At 49.8% G+C, this 16725-nt stretch carries 18 protein-coding genes; 8 read left to right on the top strand and 10 right to left on the bottom strand.

Going from position 1 to position 16725, the window contains the following annotated elements:
* Positions 1–34: 34 nt before the first annotated feature.
* The 6 genes from ugpA (at position 35) to LEUMU_RS26235 (ending at position 5508) form a co-directional block, all read left to right on the top strand.
* Positions 35–916 (top strand): sn-glycerol-3-phosphate ABC transporter permease UgpA, encoded by an 882-nt coding sequence (gene ugpA, locus LEUMU_RS0114795; protein WP_022953065.1) that lies wholly within the window; start codon positions 35–37, stop codon positions 914–916.
* Positions 916–1761 carry a sn-glycerol-3-phosphate ABC transporter permease UgpE gene (gene ugpE / locus LEUMU_RS0114790; protein ID WP_022953064.1) on the top strand — a complete coding sequence of 282 codons (846 nt, stop codon included), beginning with the start codon at positions 916–918 and terminating at the stop codon, positions 1759–1761. Before ugpA ends, ugpE begins: the two co-directional genes overlap by 1 nt.
* Before the next feature lie 9 nt (positions 1762–1770).
* Positions 1771–2844, top strand: coding sequence for an ABC transporter ATP-binding protein (locus LEUMU_RS0114785; protein WP_022953063.1), 1074 nt, complete (start codon positions 1771–1773; stop codon positions 2842–2844).
* Between the two features lies 1 nt (position 2845).
* A complete protein-coding gene (locus LEUMU_RS26240; RefSeq protein ID WP_022953062.1) occupies positions 2846–3607 on the top strand; it encodes a DeoR/GlpR family DNA-binding transcription regulator in 762 nt (253 codons plus the stop codon).
* Positions 3604–4407, top strand: coding sequence for an HAD-IIB family hydrolase (locus LEUMU_RS0114775; protein ID WP_022953061.1), 804 nt, complete (start codon positions 3604–3606; stop codon positions 4405–4407). Before LEUMU_RS26240 ends, LEUMU_RS0114775 begins: the two co-directional genes overlap by 4 nt.
* A gap of 156 nt (positions 4408–4563) precedes the next feature.
* Positions 4564–5508, top strand: coding sequence for a GGDEF domain-containing protein (locus LEUMU_RS26235; RefSeq protein ID WP_022953060.1), 945 nt, complete (start codon positions 4564–4566; stop codon positions 5506–5508).
* Positions 5509–5533: 25 nt separating this feature from the next.
* On the opposite strand, the gene cobW is transcribed toward LEUMU_RS26235, so the two are convergent.
* The 9 genes from cobW to LEUMU_RS0114725 all read right to left on the bottom strand — a co-directional run bounded on the left by cobW (position 5534) and on the right by LEUMU_RS0114725 (position 13951).
* Positions 5534–6610, bottom strand: a complete 1077-nt coding sequence (cobW, locus tag LEUMU_RS0114765) for a cobalamin biosynthesis protein CobW (RefSeq protein WP_022953059.1) — start codon at positions 6608–6610, stop codon at positions 5534–5536.
* 15 nt (positions 6611–6625) lie between these two features.
* Positions 6626–7456 carry a precorrin-4 C(11)-methyltransferase gene (cobM, locus tag LEUMU_RS26230; RefSeq protein WP_022953058.1) on the bottom strand — a complete coding sequence of 277 codons (831 nt, stop codon included), beginning with the start codon at positions 7454–7456 and terminating at the stop codon, positions 6626–6628.
* Positions 7457–7539: 83 nt separating this feature from the next.
* Positions 7540–8316 carry a precorrin-3B C(17)-methyltransferase gene (cobJ, locus tag LEUMU_RS0114755; RefSeq protein WP_022953057.1) on the bottom strand — a complete coding sequence of 259 codons (777 nt, stop codon included), beginning with the start codon at positions 8314–8316 and terminating at the stop codon, positions 7540–7542.
* 65 nt (positions 8317–8381) lie between these two features.
* The gene (locus LEUMU_RS0114750; RefSeq protein ID WP_022953056.1) at positions 8382–9167 is read right to left on the bottom strand and encodes a cobalt-precorrin 5A hydrolase; all 786 of its coding nucleotides are present in this window, start codon (positions 9165–9167) and stop codon (positions 8382–8384) included.
* The gene (cobI, locus tag LEUMU_RS0114745; RefSeq protein WP_022953055.1) at positions 9164–9892 is read right to left on the bottom strand and encodes a precorrin-2 C(20)-methyltransferase; all 729 of its coding nucleotides are present in this window, start codon (positions 9890–9892) and stop codon (positions 9164–9166) included. Before cobI ends, LEUMU_RS0114750 begins: the two co-directional genes overlap by 4 nt.
* 9 nt (positions 9893–9901) lie before the next feature.
* Positions 9902–11428 carry a precorrin-6y C5,15-methyltransferase (decarboxylating) subunit CbiE gene (cbiE, locus tag LEUMU_RS29045; protein WP_211223032.1) on the bottom strand — a complete coding sequence of 509 codons (1527 nt, stop codon included), beginning with the start codon at positions 11426–11428 and terminating at the stop codon, positions 9902–9904.
* 26 nt (positions 11429–11454) lie between these two features.
* Entirely contained in the window at positions 11455–12096 is a 642-nt protein-coding gene (locus LEUMU_RS0114735) for a precorrin-8X methylmutase (RefSeq protein ID WP_022953053.1), read from the bottom strand.
* 6 nt (positions 12097–12102) lie between these two features.
* Complete coding sequence (locus LEUMU_RS0114730; protein WP_022953052.1) at positions 12103–13050, bottom strand: nucleoside hydrolase; 948 nt, start codon at positions 13048–13050, stop codon at positions 12103–12105.
* Positions 13043–13951 (bottom strand): ribokinase, encoded by a 909-nt coding sequence (locus LEUMU_RS0114725; RefSeq protein WP_022953051.1) that lies wholly within the window; start codon positions 13949–13951, stop codon positions 13043–13045. The genes LEUMU_RS0114730 and LEUMU_RS0114725 overlap by 8 nt, the downstream gene beginning before the upstream one ends.
* Positions 13952–14037: 86 nt before the next feature.
* Between LEUMU_RS0114725 and LEUMU_RS0114720 the strand changes: the two genes are divergently transcribed.
* Entirely contained in the window at positions 14038–14874 is an 837-nt protein-coding gene (locus LEUMU_RS0114720) for a 2OG-Fe(II) oxygenase family protein (protein WP_022953050.1), read from the top strand.
* A gap of 76 nt (positions 14875–14950) precedes the next feature.
* Complete coding sequence (locus tag LEUMU_RS26215) at positions 14951–15655, top strand: DsbA family protein (RefSeq protein ID WP_022953049.1); 705 nt, start codon at positions 14951–14953, stop codon at positions 15653–15655.
* Here LEUMU_RS26215 and LEUMU_RS0114710 read toward each other — a convergent pair.
* Complete coding sequence (locus tag LEUMU_RS0114710) at positions 15652–16722, bottom strand: ABC transporter permease (protein WP_022953048.1); 1071 nt, start codon at positions 16720–16722, stop codon at positions 15652–15654. The two genes, LEUMU_RS26215 and LEUMU_RS0114710, sit on opposite strands and share 4 nt — an antisense overlap.
* Positions 16723–16725 lie beyond the last annotated feature (3 nt).

Raw genomic sequence — 16725 nt, 5'->3', positions numbered from 1 at the left:
TGCCCCAGCGTTTTACCTTCAGGGGATTTCATCCATGCAAACTGGTGCTGTTTTCAGCAATCGCTGGCTGCCGTATGTGCTGCTTGCACCACAACTGTTTATAACCGTTGTTTTCTTTTTTTGGCCAGCCTTCGAAGCGGTTAAACAATCTGTTTATATGTCCGACCCATTTGGCTTGTCCATGCAATATGTTGGTCTGGAAAATTTTGAGTATCTGTTTAAAGACAGCTACTACCGCGCCTCGTTTTTAACCACGGCGGTGTTTAGTATTTTAGTCACCTGTGGCTCGCTCAGCGTGGCCTTATTATTGGCGGTGTTGGTTGACCGGGTAATAAAAGGCAGCAGTGCTTACCGCAGTATTATCATTTGGCCCTACGCCATCGCTCCTGCGATTGCTGGCGTGCTGTGGTTGTTCATGTTCAATCCCTCCATTGGTTTAGCCTCCTATTATCTCAAGATATTGGGTTACGACTGGAACCATGTGCTCAACGGTGGCGAAGCGATGGGGCTTGTTGTTGTGGCCTCTGCTTGGAAACAAGTGAGCTACAACTTCCTGTTTTTCCTTGCAGGCTTGCAGTCAATTCCGGGTTCGGTGATTGAAGCGGCGGCGATTGATGGCGCGGGTTTCTGGAAGCGATTCAGAACAATCGTATTCCCACTACTATCACCCACGACCTTCTTCTTGGTGGTGGTGAATATCATCTATGCCTTCTTTGAAACCTTTGCGGTCATTCATACGATTACCGGCGGTGGGCCACAGCAGTCGACCACTATCTTAGTTTACAAAGTGTTTTCTGATGGCTTTGTCGGGCAGGATCTGGGCTCATCTGCAGCGCAGTCGGTGGTTCTGTTGGTGTTGGTTGGTCTGCTAACCATCGTCCAGTTCAAATACATTGAGCGCAAGGTGCACTACTAATGAGTAATATGGTTCAAAAACAAGGGGCCGGCATTGCGTTCTCCCATGTGCTGATACTGTTTGGTATCGCGATTATTATCTTCCCGATTTATCTGGCATTTATCGCCTCAACTCATGATCAGGCGGCTCTGGTAAGCCCGCCCATGCCGCTATTACCCGGCGGGCATTTCTGGACAAACTACAGCGAAGCGCTGGGTAGCGGTGTGAATGTGCCGGTCTGGAAAATGCTGCTTAACTCGATGGTGATGGCGTTGGGGATTACGATTGGCAAAATCATAATCTCGCTACTGTCGGCGTTTGCGATTGTGTACTTTAACTTCCGTTTCAAAATGTTCTTCTTCTGGATGATCTTCCTGACCTTGATGTTGCCGGTAGAAGTGCGGATTGTGCCGACCTATCAGGTCATCGCTGACTTTGGCATGTTGAACTCCTATTCCGGTTTGATCTTTCCGTTGATTGCTTCAGCCACGGCGACCTTCCTGTTTCGGCAGGTGTTTATGAGTATGCCAAGCGAGTTGGTGGAGGCGGCCAAAGTCGATGGTGCAGGCCCGATGAAATTCTTCTGGGATATTCTAGTTCCGGTATCTAAAACCAATGTCGCTGCACTGTTTGTGATTCTGTTTATTTACGGCTGGAATCAGTACTTGTGGCCGTTGTTGATTACGACCGAGCCTGAGATGAATACCATCGTCATGGGTATCAAACAAATGTTCCCATCCGGGGACGATATAACAAACTGGCCGGTGATTATGGCGACGGCGATTTTAGCCATGTTGCCACCGATTCTGGTGATCATTTTTATGCAGCGTCTCTTTATTAAGGGACTGGTTGATAGCGAGAAATAGGATTTTTTCATGAGCTTTGTGACGCTAAAGAATATAAACAAGCAGTACAAGAAAGGCGTTGATGTCATTAAAGATGTCTCGCTGGAAATCGGAGCCGGAGAGTTTCTGGTGATTGTCGGGCCATCTGGTTGTGGTAAATCAACACTACTACGCATGGTGGCGGGTTTGGAGAAAACTACCGGTGGCCAGATCTTTATTGATGGCCGCGATGTGACCAAAGAAGAGCCTGGCGAACGTGATATTGCCATGGTGTTTCAGAACTATGCGCTGTATCCACACATGACGGTTTACGACAATATGGCCTATGGCCTGCGTAACCGTAAAGTGCCGGAAGATGAGATTAAGCAGCGGGTTGAAGATGCTTCCAAAGCTTTGCAGCTGAGCGAGTTTTTACCGCGCAGACCGAGTCAGTTATCCGGTGGTCAGCGCCAACGGGTGGCGATGGGGCGTGCTATTGTGCGTAGCCCTAAAGTGTTCTTATTTGATGAGCCATTATCCAATCTGGATGCCAAGTTGCGGACCCAAATGCGGGTGGAAATCAAGCGCCTGCAACGCGAGTTAGGTACGACTTCAATCTATGTGACGCATGATCAGGTAGAAGCCATGACTTTGGCCGATCGCTTAATCGTACTGAACAAAGGAAATGTGGATCAGATTGGTTCGCCTAAAGAGTTATACGCCAATCCACAGACCATGTTTGTGGCAGGTTTCTTAGGTTCACCCAGTATGAATTTCCTGGAAGCCAGCAATGTTAGCCGCTTCTCTGATGCATTCAAGCAGCGTGTCGATGCTTATTCACAAGCGCAAGCAGGCAATGCCATTCAAGTTGGTGTGCGCCCTGAGCAGCTATTCCTAAGCAGTGAAGGCGAGGGTGATATTGAGCTGGATGTGAAAGTGTTGGCGGTTGAAGATTTGGGTGCGGATTGCTTGGTTTACATTCAAGTGGAAGGTCTCGCGTCACCATTGATCTGGCGTGCTCCGGCCGGTTATGAAATTGAGCTTGGCTCATCCATTAGCGTAGCGGCCAGCGCGGAATCGCTGCATTTGTTTGACTCCAAAACAGAGGCTCGCATCGAGATCTGATATGTCTGGAAGTTCCCAGCGCGAAACTGAAATTCTGAATCTGGTGGTACGTCAGGGATTTACCCGGATTGCGGATTTGGCTACCGAGTTTCATATTACTGAACAGTCGATTCGCCGCGTGATTAATCCCATGTGTGAAGCCGGTATTTTACGGCGCGTACATGGTGGGGTGGACCGACCGGTAGGCACCAGCAATCAGGCTTTCAGTACGCGTTCGGAGAAAAACCTGCCGCAGAAAATGTGCATCGGGCGAGCGATTGCGGAGCGTATTCCGGAAGGCTCGTCGGTGTTTATCGGCTTGGGCACGACAGTCTCCGAGGTCGCGGCATTTTTACAAGACAAAACAATCACGGTGATTACCAATAATTTGGTGGTTGCCTCGGCTTTGTTTGGCTGTGAAACGGTCGAAGTGTGGATGACGCCGGGCAAAATGCGACCGTTTGATGGGGATGTGTGTGGCTCCGATACGGTGGAATACATTAATAGTTTCAAGGTTGATTATGCGGTCGTTAGTGCCGGCGGCATAACTCGCGAGGGTGAGGTTGTGGATTTTTATATTGAAGAAGCCAATGTCAGCCGCGCCATGCTGGCCAATGCGCGGGTCAAATTTCTCGCGGTAGATTCCAGCAAATGGGGTAAGGATGCCTTGAGAAAAGTAACCGATTTAGACCAAATGACGGCGGTATTTTGTGACGAGGCACCTGCCTCTGGCGTGCTAAATAGCGACGTGCAAGAGCAACTTAAACTGGTGATTGCATCATGAGCTTAATTCCTTTGTCACAGCGAGGTGGTGCCTTTTCCAAAGTAGAGCTATTGCTGACGGATTTGGATGATACGGTGACTACGCATGGTTTGCTCACGGGTGAGGTCTATCAGTCGCTGTGGGCGCTGAATGAAGCCGGTGTGCAGGTGATTGTGGTGACCGGTGCTTGCGCTGGCTGGTGCGATCATCTGGCACGTTCATGGCCGATTGCTGGTGTGATTGGAGAGAATGGTGCCTTCTTTTTCTCGCGAGAAGGCAGTGTGAGCGATCATGGCAAATTACAACGTCAATACTGGTCGACATTGGAGCAGCTCCAACAGGATCAACGCCAATTAATGGCAAAGTTCTCAGCGACCTTTAAAGACTTCGATCAATACCTAACCCACGATCAGCATTACCGGTTGGCTGAAGTGGCGATTAATGTGAATCAGGATCTGGCCATGCCAGCGCTTGAGCGACGCGATGCTGTGTTAGCGTTTTGCCAGCAGGAAGGGATTTCGCATAGTGTATCGTCGATTCATATTAATACCTGGGTTGCACAAAACTCTAAGCGCGCCATGTGTGAGCGGGTGGTACAGCAGTACTTTAAGCAGCCCATTGCTGAATTGCCGGATCAGCTCATTTACTCGGGAGACTCGCCCAATGATCAGGAGATGTTCTCAACGGTCAAGCTATCGGTTGGAGTTGCGAATATTCTGGCAGTAAAAGATCAGCTCAAAACGCTGCCGACTTATCTGACAACGGGTTCTCACGGGCAGGGCTTTGATCAAATCGCCGCAGCTATTCTGGCTGATAAATAATATTTTTTGCCTTTAACACTTAGCTGAGGCCGATTTTAAGTAAGTATTTGTGTAATATTAATAATTCATTAATTGCCTTCGTGCTAGCTTTGTCTAAAAGCAATCTGCATAAGCCACGTCAGTGCAGTCAGAATTATTTAATACGACAAATACTCCATGCCAAATTTCGACTTTAAATTTCAGGATGTGATTGAGGAGGCCAACGATGTTGTGGTCATCACCAAGGCGTTCCCGTTTTCCGCGCCAGGTCCTGAAATTGTTTATGTAAACCAAGCCTTCACCGACCTCACGGGTTATAGTTTCGATGAGGCGGTCGGCAGTAATCCTCGTATGCTGCAAATGCGCGATACCGATCCTGAAACCAGACAAGTCATCCGCGAAGCACTAATCAAACAAGAGCCAGTGCGAGTAACCATTCGTAATTACAATAAGCTTGGGATTGGCTACTGGATTGAAATGAGCATTTTGCCACTGCGCGATGATAATGGTGAGGTGACTCACTTTGCGGCGATTGAGCGTGATGTCACCGAAAGCAAAGAGCGTGAAATTGAACTGAGTGAAATGAGCCTGCGCGACCCATTAAGTGGTTTGCTAAACCGTCGTGGTTTTGATCAAAAGATGGAAATGGCACTGTCGCACTTTTATGAAACCGGTGAAACATTCTCTGTACTGGCAATGGACATCGATCACTTTAAAGCGGTGAATGATCAGCATGGGCATCACAGTGGCGATGCGGTGATTCAGCGAGTGGCTGAGTTAAGCAAAAAAGCCTTTCATTCATCTGGTTGCGTTGGGCGCACAGGTGGTGAGGAGTTTACGATTATCTTAGGGGGCAAAACGCAAGAAGAAGCCAAGCCGATGGCAGAATATTTGCGGATGATGATCGAGAGATCGGTCATCGCCACCGACAAAGGTAGTATCAAGGTGACAATGAGCTTGGGAGTATCGCAGGTCGACCCGAATGATAAAGAGTCATCTGAGGTATTAATTCGTGCCGATACTGCTTTATATAAGGCAAAGCACAGCGGGCGAAATCAGGTGTGTTTATACCAACCTGACTCCGAAGTGCCTGCGCTGCGCTTGCCTGGTACCGTGGTGTAAGCCTTTACGACTTAAGCCTTGGTTATTAAGCTTCGGCTTGTTTCAACGCAGCTTCAATATCCGCTTTTTCAATGCCTTTACCGATAAACACTAAGTTAGTGCCACGCGCTTCATCAGCTGTCCACAAGCGATCAAAGTGCACATCCAAACGCTCACCCACTGCTTGTAATACCTGACGCATTGGCTTGCCCGGCAAGGCCGCAAAGCCTTTAGCGCGGTAGATATTATTATCGGCCAATAGTTGCTTCAGAATGGTTTGCAGCTTGTCGCTATCCACTTCACCCAGCTTAATCACAAACGAATCAAAATGATCGTGAGCATGTTCGTGATGTGCGCCATGCTCATGGTGATGGTCGTGGTGGTTATGCACGTGATCGATATGTGACTCAGCGGCCGCATCAATTCCCATCAACATGTCGCTGGCAATTTCGCCATCATTCACATAAATGACTTTCACGGAGTCAGGAACGGCAGCGCTCACTACTTGCTTCACGCGCTCACGCTCAGCATCGCTTAGCAGATCATTTTTACTGACGATTACCAAGTCAGCGGCGCTTAGCTGATCATCTAGCAACTCGCGCAAACTAGGGTCGTGATTTAAACCTTCGTCCGCTAAGCGCTGCGCTTGCACCAAATCTTCATCGTTTGCAAAGCGGCCAGCAGCCACCGCAGGGCCATCAATCACAGTAATTACTGCATCAACGGTACAGTGTTGTTTGATCTCAGGCCAGTTAAAGGCTTGTACCAAGGGCTTAGGCAGTGCCAATCCGCTGGTCTCAATCAGGATATGATCGATTTCATGGCGGCGCTCAACTAGCTGCTGCATGACCGGCAAGAACTCTTCTTCCACGGTGCAGCAAATGCAGCCATTGGCGAGCTCGTAAATACCATTATTGCTTTGCACCGGCGCGGCGGCATCATCATCGCAATCCAGCGGGCAGCTGCGCAGCAAGTCCGCATCAATATCCAACTCGCCAAATTCATTCACAATCACGGCAATGCGCTTGCCCGCCGCTTGTTTTAGTACATTGGATAATAGGGTGGTTTTACCACTGCCCAAAAAGCCGGTCACAATCGTGGCTGGGATTTTATTTAGTTGCATGGTTTATCCTTGTGTTCAGGTATTAAAGTCATCCGCGCGGGGCAGTGTGTCGATCACGCCGCGAACGATGGCTTTTGGTTGTTTATCTTTGTTTTTCGGGCGATAGACATGTGCCTGATCGGTATCGTAAAGATAGGAATCATTAAACTCTTCAGTCGCCAGCACATGGCCAACCAGAATTAAGCAAGTACGGGTGAATTTCTTAGCGCGTACTTTGGCGGTAATGTCGCTGAGCGTGCCGGTGACTTTATCCTGCTCCGGCCAAGAGGTGCGGTAACACACGGCTACGGGGCAATCTTCGCCATAATGCGGAATCAGTTCTTCCACGATTTTATGGATATGGGTCACGCCCAAGTGAATCGCTAACGTCGCACGGCTTTTGGCCAGTGCAGGTAATTGCTCACGCTCTGGAAAGGGCGTTTTAATGCTGTAGCGAGTCAGAATAATTGTCTGAGAAACGCCGGATAAGGTCAGTTCTTTACCCAGCCAAGCCGCCGAGGCAGAGACTGCGGTTACGCCTGGAATAATCTCGTATTCAATGCCTTTTTGCTCTAAGCGACGAATCTGCTCGCCAATTGCGCCATACAGCATTGGGTCGCCGGAGTGCACGCGTGCCACATCCTGATCAGCCGCATGAGCCGCTTCGATATCGACCATGATCTCATCCAGATCCATGTGGGCGGTATCGGCAATTTTAACCGCGGTCTCTTCGACATCAGCCAAGGTTTCGCGAGGTACTAACGAGCCTGCATACAGCACAATCGGGCACTGCTTTAAAATACGTTGCGCTTTTACGGTGATTAGCTCCGGGTCTCCGGGGCCTGCGCCAATAAAATAAACTTTCATGGTGTTTCCTTTGATTGTACTTTGAACGACAGTGCGGGACTCAATGAGCATCAACCACTTGCTGCCGTCTAAATAAAGCTAACTTATAACTTCTTACTGTAGCCGCGCGGGGTGTAAACCCATTCTTTGGAACCGTTCACAATGTGGCGCGATTCGCTATTGCCGACCGAAACCAGGGTAAACATATCCACATCTTTGGCATCCAACTGATCCAGCGTGATGATCGTAATTTCCTGATCTTCGCGAGTCAATTGACGACCAATTAAAACGGGGGTACTGGCAGGGCGGTAAGTCAGCAAAATATCGCGGGCGGTGTTGAGCTGCCAATCACGTTTTTTGGAGACCGGATTGTAGAATGACACCACAAAATCACCTTGGCCTGCGCTATGAATACGCTTTTCGATGGTTTCCCATGGCGTGAGCAAGTTGGAGAGTGACACGGTGCAAAAATCATGACCAAGCATAGCGCCAACCGCGGCCGCACCGGCTTGCATAGCGCTAATGCCGGGGATGACTTCAATCTCGACATCCAACCATTCCGGATGACTCTCTTTACCGGCTAGCTGCAAATCAAGCAATTCAAATACCAAGGTCGCCATGGCGTAAATGCCGATATCGCCGCTGGAGATCAGTGCGGTGGTTTTACCGCTGGCGGCTAAATCTAAGGCTAAGCGCGCACGTCCAATTTCTTCGCCCAAAGGTAAGTCGTGGTGGGTTTTGCCATCGCAAATTTGCCCCAGTAAGTCCAGATACAGCCCGTATGCAACGAGATCGCTGCTGGCCTGAATCGCTTGGGCCGCTTTTGGGGCCAGTAGTTGAAGGTCGCCGGGGCCGGTGCCCACTACAAATAATTTGCTCATAGTTCGTATGTCTTTCTGGCTTTTTGAGTGAAGGGTTTATCCCATGTTAAAACAGGCTTGTCGAGTTATTTAACCGGTGCCTTTGGGTAACTGCGCGCGATAGAACAGGTGGCGCGCGGGGTCTTTTGTTTGTTCAGAACAAGCTCGGCACTATTGCCGGTAAGTTGGCCGGCATCATACAACGCTGCTGACTCTGCCACGCCATACACGCCGACCACGCTGAAGATATAATCGGAGCGGGTGCTGAGTTGTGACTCGACTGTGTTTAATTGTGCGGCGCTAAACGTGCGGTAGGGTTTGTGCAAATTAGCGGCGAGTTCGATAAGGCCGACTTCATCGGCTTTTACATCGATACTGGTGATGGCGGCGACTTGTGATAGTTCAATACCGGCTTGTTGCAGGCAGTGCTCTAGTAATTCTTGTAAATGATCCGCAGGGCAACCGCGTTCGCAGCCCATGCCAACGACATAGATAGGGCGTAAGTATGGCTTGGCTGTGGTCATCACTAATTGCGCATTGAGAAGCTTGGCAATGCTTGCACCCCAGTCATTCGCGCCACCTTCGTGACCGGAGAGTAGGGGGATTACAAATTGGCCTAACTCATCTAAGACCAATACCGGCGGGTCGCGGTGTTTGTCTTGCAACACGGGCGCTAAGGTGCGCATGGCAATGCCGGTAGCGCAAATTAGAATCAGTGGATCGCCATTGCTGAAAGCTGCTTGCACGCAAGCTTGAAATGGTTTTGGTTTGTACCAGAGCTCAGCTGGGCCAGAGCTTGTTTCAACAATCAGCTCGACAAGCCTTTGCCCCAGCCGTTGACCCGCCTCAGTGAGTGCAACAATGCGAATCACGTACGGTCACGCTCCTGACGAATTACTACAAACACCGAAAAATAGGGGCCAGCCGTTGCTTCAAGTTGGCTTACATCGCGCACGACTTGTTCCTGTTCGCGGCTGATGTATTCAAGGTAACTGGCATCTTTGCTACGTCCTGTTGCTTCCAGTAATTCCAGAATGCGTGGGCGTGAGTTGCCCGCTTTCATAATCACTACCGTATCGTGAGTTTCCAGCGTGTCACGAATATGCGCATCGCTATGACGGCCACTGATGACGGCGAATGATTCTTTAAGTAGTGTGAGTGGTCTTAGTAAACGCGCTGCTGCTGCATTGACCGAGGAAATTCCGGGTACTACTTCGCAGGTATAATCATCCTGTAAGCGATCCAGCAGATAGGCAAACGAGCCGAAAAAAAGCGGATCACCTTCGCAAAGAAATGCCACATTCAGCCCTTGCTCTAGCGCTTCACGAATCTCAACCGCAGCGGTGTCATAAGCCGCATTCGCTAAGCTACGATCTTTCGACATGGGCATTGGCACTGCAATTTCACGAGGTGGCTTGCTGGCAGTTTCAATACTGTCCGCCGCAATATCACGCGCCTGAGAGCGGCCACCGGCCACGCCGATATAACTAATGACATCCGCCGATTGAATTAAACGATGGGCTTTTAGTGTGAGTAATTCCGGGTCTCCGGGTCCAACACCGACACCGTAAAAAGTGCCACGCGCAACTTGAGTCATAGTCATTCCTTAATCTGAGTGGCGGCTTGCAGCGCCTGCGGTTTTGGTGAATTTAAACAGCGTCACCGGTAAGTTAGGGCGATAGAGTAATTGACCGGCAAGCTCACCGCCTCTACTCACTGCAATTTGCAGGGTTTCTAAACGGCCTGATTCGCTAAATTCGGGGGATTGCGAGAACTGTAGCAATTGCATGCGGCTGGTTTCCATCACTGCGCTGGCGACAATGAAGCCATTAAGCGGCAGTGATTGCCAGAGTGTTTGCAGCATATTGGGTAGCTCGCCATCGCTGCCGCCGATAAAGATTTTATTGGCAGCGGGGAGTTCGCTTAAAGCTTGTGGTGCACGTCCGGCAACGATGTGTAAGTTGTCGACGACACCGAAGCGATCGCGATTTTGTTGCAGGCAATCAAGGCGTTTAGGATGGTGTTCGATAGCATGCACGCTGCCGAGCGGATTCCATAATGCCCATTCTACGGTAACGCCACCGCAGCCCGCGCCAATGTCCCAGCCGATATCATCTGGCGCAGGTTGCAATAGAGATAAAATAGCTAGTCGAACTTCGCGCTTGGTGATCAGGCCTTTGCCAGCTTCATTATCCGTAATGAAGTGTTCATCGGGAATGCCGGGGAAGCTGGGTAAGTAGTGTTTATTGGGCTTTGCACTGGAGTCCGTTACAGAAACAGAATCACGATTAATCTCTATAATAGTGACATGTAGCGTGTCAAACACGAGACTGGAACTGGAACTGGAACTGGAACTGGAACTGGAACTGGAACTGGAACTGGAACTGGAACTGGAACTGGAACTGGAACTGGAACTAGTGCCGTGCTGATCAACCAACTCTAATCTCTCTGCTGCATTCTGTTCAACAAATTGCTCTACTAAAGCCTGCGCCGTAAACTCCCGAACCTGCTGCTCCGGATAACCCAATTGCTCACACACCCAAAGCTTCGACTGGCTCAATCCTGCAGCCACACATTCCTCAGCCAAAGCTACCGGATGACTATACTGATCCGTCAAAATCACTAAATAACGATGCTTTGCCAAATAGCGTCGAAGCGTCTGCAACGGTCGCCCATGCAAGCTAATCACTTGCGCATCTTGCAGCGATAAACCAATCGCATGACAAGCCGCTTGAATACTGGAAATTCCCGGATAAAATCGAAGTTGCTCCGCCGAGTAACGCTTAGAGAACCAACGCCCAATCCCATAATAAAGCGGATCGCCAGAAGCCAGCAGAGTGATATTGTTGGCAGTGGAGTTTTCTAGCAGCTCACTTAGCTGTCGCAATGGTGGGAGTTCCTGAATCTGCCGCTTGGTGTTTTCGTTATCACCAGTGCGAGGACCAGCGTGTTCCTTATGATTAGTGTTTCCATGGCTAGAGAAATAGCCATTATCTACATCATTTAAATAATGCTCAACAACCGCCAATTGCCGCGCAGAGCCAATCACTAACTGAGAGCTAACTAAAGCCGCTGCCGCTTCATCACTAAGCGCTGCATAATCAGTAACACCCAAGCCGATGATATGAATCATCGGAGCTGACTTCCCTACCGTTGGCATTAATAGATTTCGCCATTCAAGCAGCGCAGTAGGGCATTGCAAGTCGCTGCCGAAACAGCACTGCCACCTTGGCGACCAAGTAGCGTAATGCACTCAATGCCCAGCTTTTCATGCACATCCCACAGCGCTTGCTTAGACTCCGCCGCGCCGACAAAGCCCACCGGCATTCCAATAATCAAAGCAGGCTTTGGCGCACCTTGCTCAATCATTTCTAACAAGCGAAACAAGGCGGTCGGCGCATTGCCAATAATCACAACGCTGCCTTCCAAGTCTTCCTGCCAGAGTTGGAGCGCCGCCATCGAGCGCGTTTCGCCAGTCGCTTTGGCCAGATCAGCCGTGCGCGGATCATTCAAAAAGCACAAGGGTGCCTGTTGAATCATCCGCTTAGTCACGCCTTGTTTTACCATTTCCACATCGCACAAAATGGCAGCACTCGCAGAGAGCGCCGCCAAGCCACTTTCGCAGGCTTTTGGGCTAAAGCGCACCAGCTCAGCCACTTCAGGAATGCCAACGCTATGCACAATGCGCATCACCACTTGCTGCTGTTCCAAACTCAATCCGTCCAGCGCGGTTAGCTCGCGGATCTGCCGAAAGCTTTCCTGCTCAATGGCTTGCGGGGAAATAATATAGTCAAAAGGCATAAGGGCTCAGCCGCGGGTCATTGCGTTTTCGTACAGCGCTAATACACCGGCCTCATTCACGCCCATGCACACATAGCTGTCGGTGATATTATCCCAATGATCTTCAGGATAAGTGTAGTCCGTGTGCTTGAGAATGGTTTGGCCTTTTGCCAAGCCATCGGTAGCGACTCGCACCGGGCCTTTAACCACCTCAAATAAATCTGGGTTGATGGCATAAGCAACAGCAGAGGAGTCGTGCACATAGCAACCTTCAGCGCCACGGTTGGCTTTATAAAAGTCAGAGTAGAAGCGACCGGCTTTATATAAGAACTCACCAAAAGCAGGATTCGCATCGCGAACACGCTCTTGCAGCGCATCCATCATCAACACTTTGTGCGTCACATCAAGGCCAATCATATGCACAGGCCAGTCAGCCTTAAACACGATATCAGCGGCATGTGGGTCGCAGAAAATATTGGCTTCAGCCACTGGCGACACATTGCCGGGCTCATTGATGGTGCCGCCCATAATCACGACTTTCTTCACTAGCTTAGCGATCGATGGATCTAGCTTAAGCGCTAGCGCCAGATTCACTAAAGGACCAACTGCAACCAGCGTCACCTCATTGGGATTTGCCAGTACTTGCTGCACGATAAATTCCGCCGCAGTCAGCTCGATCGGGCTGCCTTTAGGCGCGGGTAAGTTCACATTACCAAAGCCATCGGCACCGTGGACAAAGTCAGGGTAGGGCAGCAGGTTTTGCGCCCAAGGGGTGGATGCGCCACGCGCAACCGGAATATCTTTTCCAATCATTTCCAGCAGGCGCAGTGCGTTATCGGTTGCCATATCCACCGACACATTGCCGAAGGTAGTGGTCAGTCCGAGCACGTCCAATTCTGGAGAGTTAAGTGCAAAAAAGATCGCCATCGCGTCATCAACGCCGGGATCTGTATCAATTATTATTTTATCAGGCATGAATCGCCCCTAAGTCTATGAGTTGTTGTAGGGTTGGGATACTAGCAGAGGCACCGAGGCTCTGCACAGTAATTGCTGAGGCTTGAGTCGCCACTTCCAGCGCGGTCTTTACATCGTGTCCGGTGATAATTTGTTGGATAAAGTAGCCAATGAAGGTATCACCCGCTGCCGTGGTGTCCACCACTTCGACTTTCTGCGCCGGTACAAACACCATCTGAGTCGCGTCTTTGTACATCACGCCGCGTGAGCCAAGGGTCAGCACCAGTTTCATCTTGGGATAATGTTGGTGCAAGTGTTTCAGCAAGGCTTCCGGCTGATCGCGAGTTAAACCCTCGGTATCGGCTAATTGCTCCGCTTCGATTTCATTCACAATCAGATAGTCCACCAAGTCCAGCGGTAAGGCTTTGATCTCATCGGTCATGGGCGCGGGGTTTAGCGCAGTGATCATCTTGTGTTGCTTGGCCAGCCTGAGTGCATCTGCTGTGTGAGTGCATTCATTTTGCATTAGCAGCCAATCGCCAGGCCTTGAGTTACTTAAGTACTCCGCCAGATTAGACTCGGTGAAGCCTTTGTTAGCGCCGCCAAATAGTAAAATAGAGTTTTCACCCTCATCGCTAACTTGAATAATGGCATGGCCGGTGGGTTCGTCAACGTGTTGCAGGCAGTACACCCCAACGCCGTCTTTTTGCAGCTTGCGACAAATCCATTCGTCGTGAAAGCTGATTCGTCCAATGTGTTGTACCAGTACTTTTGCCCGTGCCAGTGCAATGGATTGGTTTGCGCCTTTGCCGCCCAACATCATTTGATAATTGTCGCTGGCGAGTGTTTCGCCGGGCTTCGCAAAATGATTAACGCGGTAAATGTGGTCGATATTGATTGAGCCAAAATTAAAGACTTTCATGAGACCTCCCTCCTAGTGACGCATTTATTAAGAAAATATTCTATCATGGCTGATTAAGCCAAAAGCCCACGGAGGCACAGAATATTATGCAGGTTTTAAAAGTTGATTATCAAGCTGACGCTGCGGCTAAAGATTTCACCGAATCCTTACGGAGCACCGGGTTTGCCATCTTACAAAATCACCCGATTGATGCGGCGTTGTTACGACAGGTGTATTCAGATTGGGAGCGCTTTTTTGCCAGCGATACCAAGCTCTCGTTCAAGTTTGATCCTGCGTCGCAAGATGGCTTTTTCCCATTTTTAAGTGAAAATGCCAAGGGGGTTGCTCAAAAGGATCTCAAGGAATTCTATCACTATTATCCGTGGGGACAATGCCCGGATTATCTGAAAAAAAATACGGACAGTTTGTACTCACAACTACGCGAGCTAGCCTCTGAGTTACTGGATTGGGTTGAGCAGCAAAGCCCTCAAGACGTTCGCGAAGGCTACTCCATGGGCTTGAGTGAAATGGTGCGCGAAAGTCCGGGCACTTTGATGCGCATTCTGAACTATCCAGCACTTCAAGGTGATGAAGAGCCCAGTGCCATTCGTGCAGCGGCGCATGAAGACATCAACCTGATTACTTGCTTGGTAGCCAGCACTGAGCCCGGTTTACAGGTCAAAGATTTACAAGGTAACTGGCATGATGTGGATTGCGATCCTGGGAATATCGCCGTGAATGTCGGTGACATGTTGCAGATGTGTTCCGGTGGACATTTCCCATCAACAACTCATCGTGTGATTAATCCGGAAGGCGGCGATCGTCGTAAAGCACGTTTGTCGATTCCGCTATTTTTGCATCCGCGTCCGGAAGTGAAATTGTCCGATGATTATACCGCAGGCAGCTATCTGGACGAGCGCTTAAAGGCAATCGGTTTGAAATAGGGCTTTCTTGTGCTCACACTGGGCAGAGTATACATTCTGCCCATTATTTAACAGCTAACCAGTCAGGCGATAAACAATGAATAAGAAGCAACATCAACGTGAAGTTCGGGAACAAAAACAGGCGCTGGCCGATAAGAAGGCCGCCAATCAGAAAAAGATGATTTTGGGTGGTAGTGTCCTCCTAATCGCGATCATCGCATTTGCAGTAATTCGTATGATGGCTATCTCGCCACCGACGGTTTCTGAAGTGGTTGCCGGCGATCATGTGAAGGGTAATCCGGATGCTTTAGTGACTCTGATTGAATACTCCGACTTACAGTGCCCGGCGTGTCGTGCTCAAAGTGATGTGATTGCCAAAGCATGGCCACCCATCAAAAACAGTGTGCGCTTTGTGTACCGTCACTTCCCACTCACTCAAACACACCCGCACGCGCTGGAAGCGTCCTATTATGCTGAAGCAGCGGCGTTGCAGGGTAAGTTCTGGGAGATGCATGATTTGATGTTTGCCCAGCAACAGCAGTGGTCACGCTTAAAAGATGTGACGCCAGTGTTTGATGGCTTTGTAGCAAATCTGGGATTGGATAAAGAGCAATTTGCTAAAGACGTGGTGTCATCAGCGGTGAAGGAAAAGGTAGCGACTGATTTGCAGAGTGCGAAGAGTGCCAGAGTGGCTGCGACTCCCTCGTTCTTTTTGAACGGAGAGCCGCTAACCGATATCGGAACGCCTGATAAATTGAAAGAGGCGATTCGACTAGCCTTGATTGAGGCCCAGAAGAATTAACCTGGAGCCAATCCTCTTAGGCGCTCTGATCGTCTTCTCAGAAGTTCCAGAGCGCTGAGCAATCCGATAGACAATACGACCAGTATGGTTGCAACGGCCAGAATCGTCGGCGAGATCTGCTCACGAATACCCGAGAACATCTGACGTGGAATGGTTCGTTGATCCACATCCGCGAGGAAGATAACCGCCACCACCTCATCCAGCGAGGTGATAAAGGCGAACAAGGCACCTGAAATCATACCCGGTAGTATCAATGGCATAATCACCTTAAAGAAGGTGGTTGGGCCACTGGCGCCCATGCCTTGTGAGGCACGAATCAGCGATTGATCAAAGCCTGACAAAGTCGCTGTCACGGTAATGATGACAAAGGGAATACCCAAGGTCGCATGCGCCAGAATAATACCCAGATACGTCTTCGCTAAGCCATTCGGGTAGAACGGGAACAAGTCCTTTTGCGAGTAGAAGAAGAACATACCCGTTGCAGTGATAACCAGTGGCACGATCATGGGTGAGATCAGCAAGCTGGTAATCGCCGCACGATAAGGCATTTCTTTACGTGATAAGCCCAATGCCGCCAGCGTTCCAAAAAAGGTTGCCAGTACGGTTGAGACCAACGCAATAAAGAAGGAGTTACGCGCAGCGCGAACCCATGTCGCCTGATTCCACATCTCCGACCACCAGTTCTCAGTGCCTTGTGGATTCAACATACCGAATTGGAAAATGTCGGCATACCAGCGCAGCGAGTAGGCGTCAGGATCAAGCGAGAGCATGCCTTCGGTAAACGTGAAGTAAGGCTCAGCGTTGAATGACAGCGGGATGATAATCAGGATCGGTGTGATCAGGAAAATGAAAATCATCGAGCACAAGGTTAAAAACAAGTACTTGCCGATTTTCTCTGCCGTGGTGGTATAGCTTGGCATCTCGGCCATGTAATACAGCGGAATACCAAACACGATCAGGAAGACCACTGCGACCGAAATCGCGCCTGTAACAACTAATACCAGCGCCGTCGCAATCAATAAGGCGATGGTGCCGGGACGCGTAATAAATGATTTTTTGTTTTTCATTCT

Origin of the sequence: Leucothrix mucor DSM 2157 (assembly GCF_000419525.1) — a bacterium.
Taxonomy (GTDB): domain Bacteria; phylum Pseudomonadota; class Gammaproteobacteria; order Thiotrichales; family Thiotrichaceae; genus Leucothrix; species Leucothrix mucor.
This window is presented reverse-complemented; position numbering and strand designations above follow the sequence as displayed.

What these genes read in the sequence shown, in the direction of transcription:
- LEUMU_RS0114735 (WP_022953053.1), bottom strand. Translation starts at nt 12,096, where the DNA reads ATGCCTTTTGACTATATTATTTCCCCGCAAGCCATTGAGCAGGAAAGC.
- ugpE (WP_022953064.1), top strand. Translation starts at nt 916, where the DNA reads ATGAGTAATATGGTTCAAAAACAAGGGGCCGGCATTGCGTTCTCCCAT.
- LEUMU_RS26235 (WP_022953060.1), top strand. Translation starts at nt 4,564, where the DNA reads ATGCCAAATTTCGACTTTAAATTTCAGGATGTGATTGAGGAGGCCAAC.
- cobI (WP_022953055.1), bottom strand. Translation starts at nt 9,892, where the DNA reads ATGACTCAAGTTGCGCGTGGCACTTTTTACGGTGTCGGTGTTGGACCC.
- LEUMU_RS0114775 (WP_022953061.1), top strand. Translation starts at nt 3,604, where the DNA reads ATGAGCTTAATTCCTTTGTCACAGCGAGGTGGTGCCTTTTCCAAAGTA.
- LEUMU_RS0114720 (WP_022953050.1), top strand. Translation starts at nt 14,038, where the DNA reads ATGCAGGTTTTAAAAGTTGATTATCAAGCTGACGCTGCGGCTAAAGAT.
- cobM (WP_022953058.1), bottom strand. Translation starts at nt 7,456, where the DNA reads ATGAAAGTTTATTTTATTGGCGCAGGCCCCGGAGACCCGGAGCTAATC.
- LEUMU_RS26240 (WP_022953062.1), top strand. Translation starts at nt 2,846, where the DNA reads ATGTCTGGAAGTTCCCAGCGCGAAACTGAAATTCTGAATCTGGTGGTA.
- cobJ (WP_022953057.1), bottom strand. Translation starts at nt 8,316, where the DNA reads ATGAGCAAATTATTTGTAGTGGGCACCGGCCCCGGCGACCTTCAACTA.
- LEUMU_RS0114725 (WP_022953051.1), bottom strand. Translation starts at nt 13,951, where the DNA reads ATGAAAGTCTTTAATTTTGGCTCAATCAATATCGACCACATTTACCGC.
- cobW (WP_022953059.1), bottom strand. Translation starts at nt 6,610, where the DNA reads ATGCAACTAAATAAAATCCCAGCCACGATTGTGACCGGCTTTTTGGGC.
- LEUMU_RS0114710 (WP_022953048.1), bottom strand. Translation starts at nt 16,722, where the DNA reads ATGAAAAACAAAAAATCATTTATTACGCGTCCCGGCACCATCGCCTTA.
- LEUMU_RS26215 (WP_022953049.1), top strand. Translation starts at nt 14,951, where the DNA reads ATGAATAAGAAGCAACATCAACGTGAAGTTCGGGAACAAAAACAGGCG.
- cbiE (WP_211223032.1), bottom strand. Translation starts at nt 11,428, where the DNA reads ATGATTCATATCATCGGCTTGGGTGTTACTGATTATGCAGCGCTTAGT.
- LEUMU_RS0114785 (WP_022953063.1), top strand. Translation starts at nt 1,771, where the DNA reads ATGAGCTTTGTGACGCTAAAGAATATAAACAAGCAGTACAAGAAAGGC.
- LEUMU_RS0114730 (WP_022953052.1), bottom strand. Translation starts at nt 13,050, where the DNA reads ATGCCTGATAAAATAATAATTGATACAGATCCCGGCGTTGATGACGCG.
- ugpA (WP_022953065.1), top strand. Translation starts at nt 35, where the DNA reads ATGCAAACTGGTGCTGTTTTCAGCAATCGCTGGCTGCCGTATGTGCTG.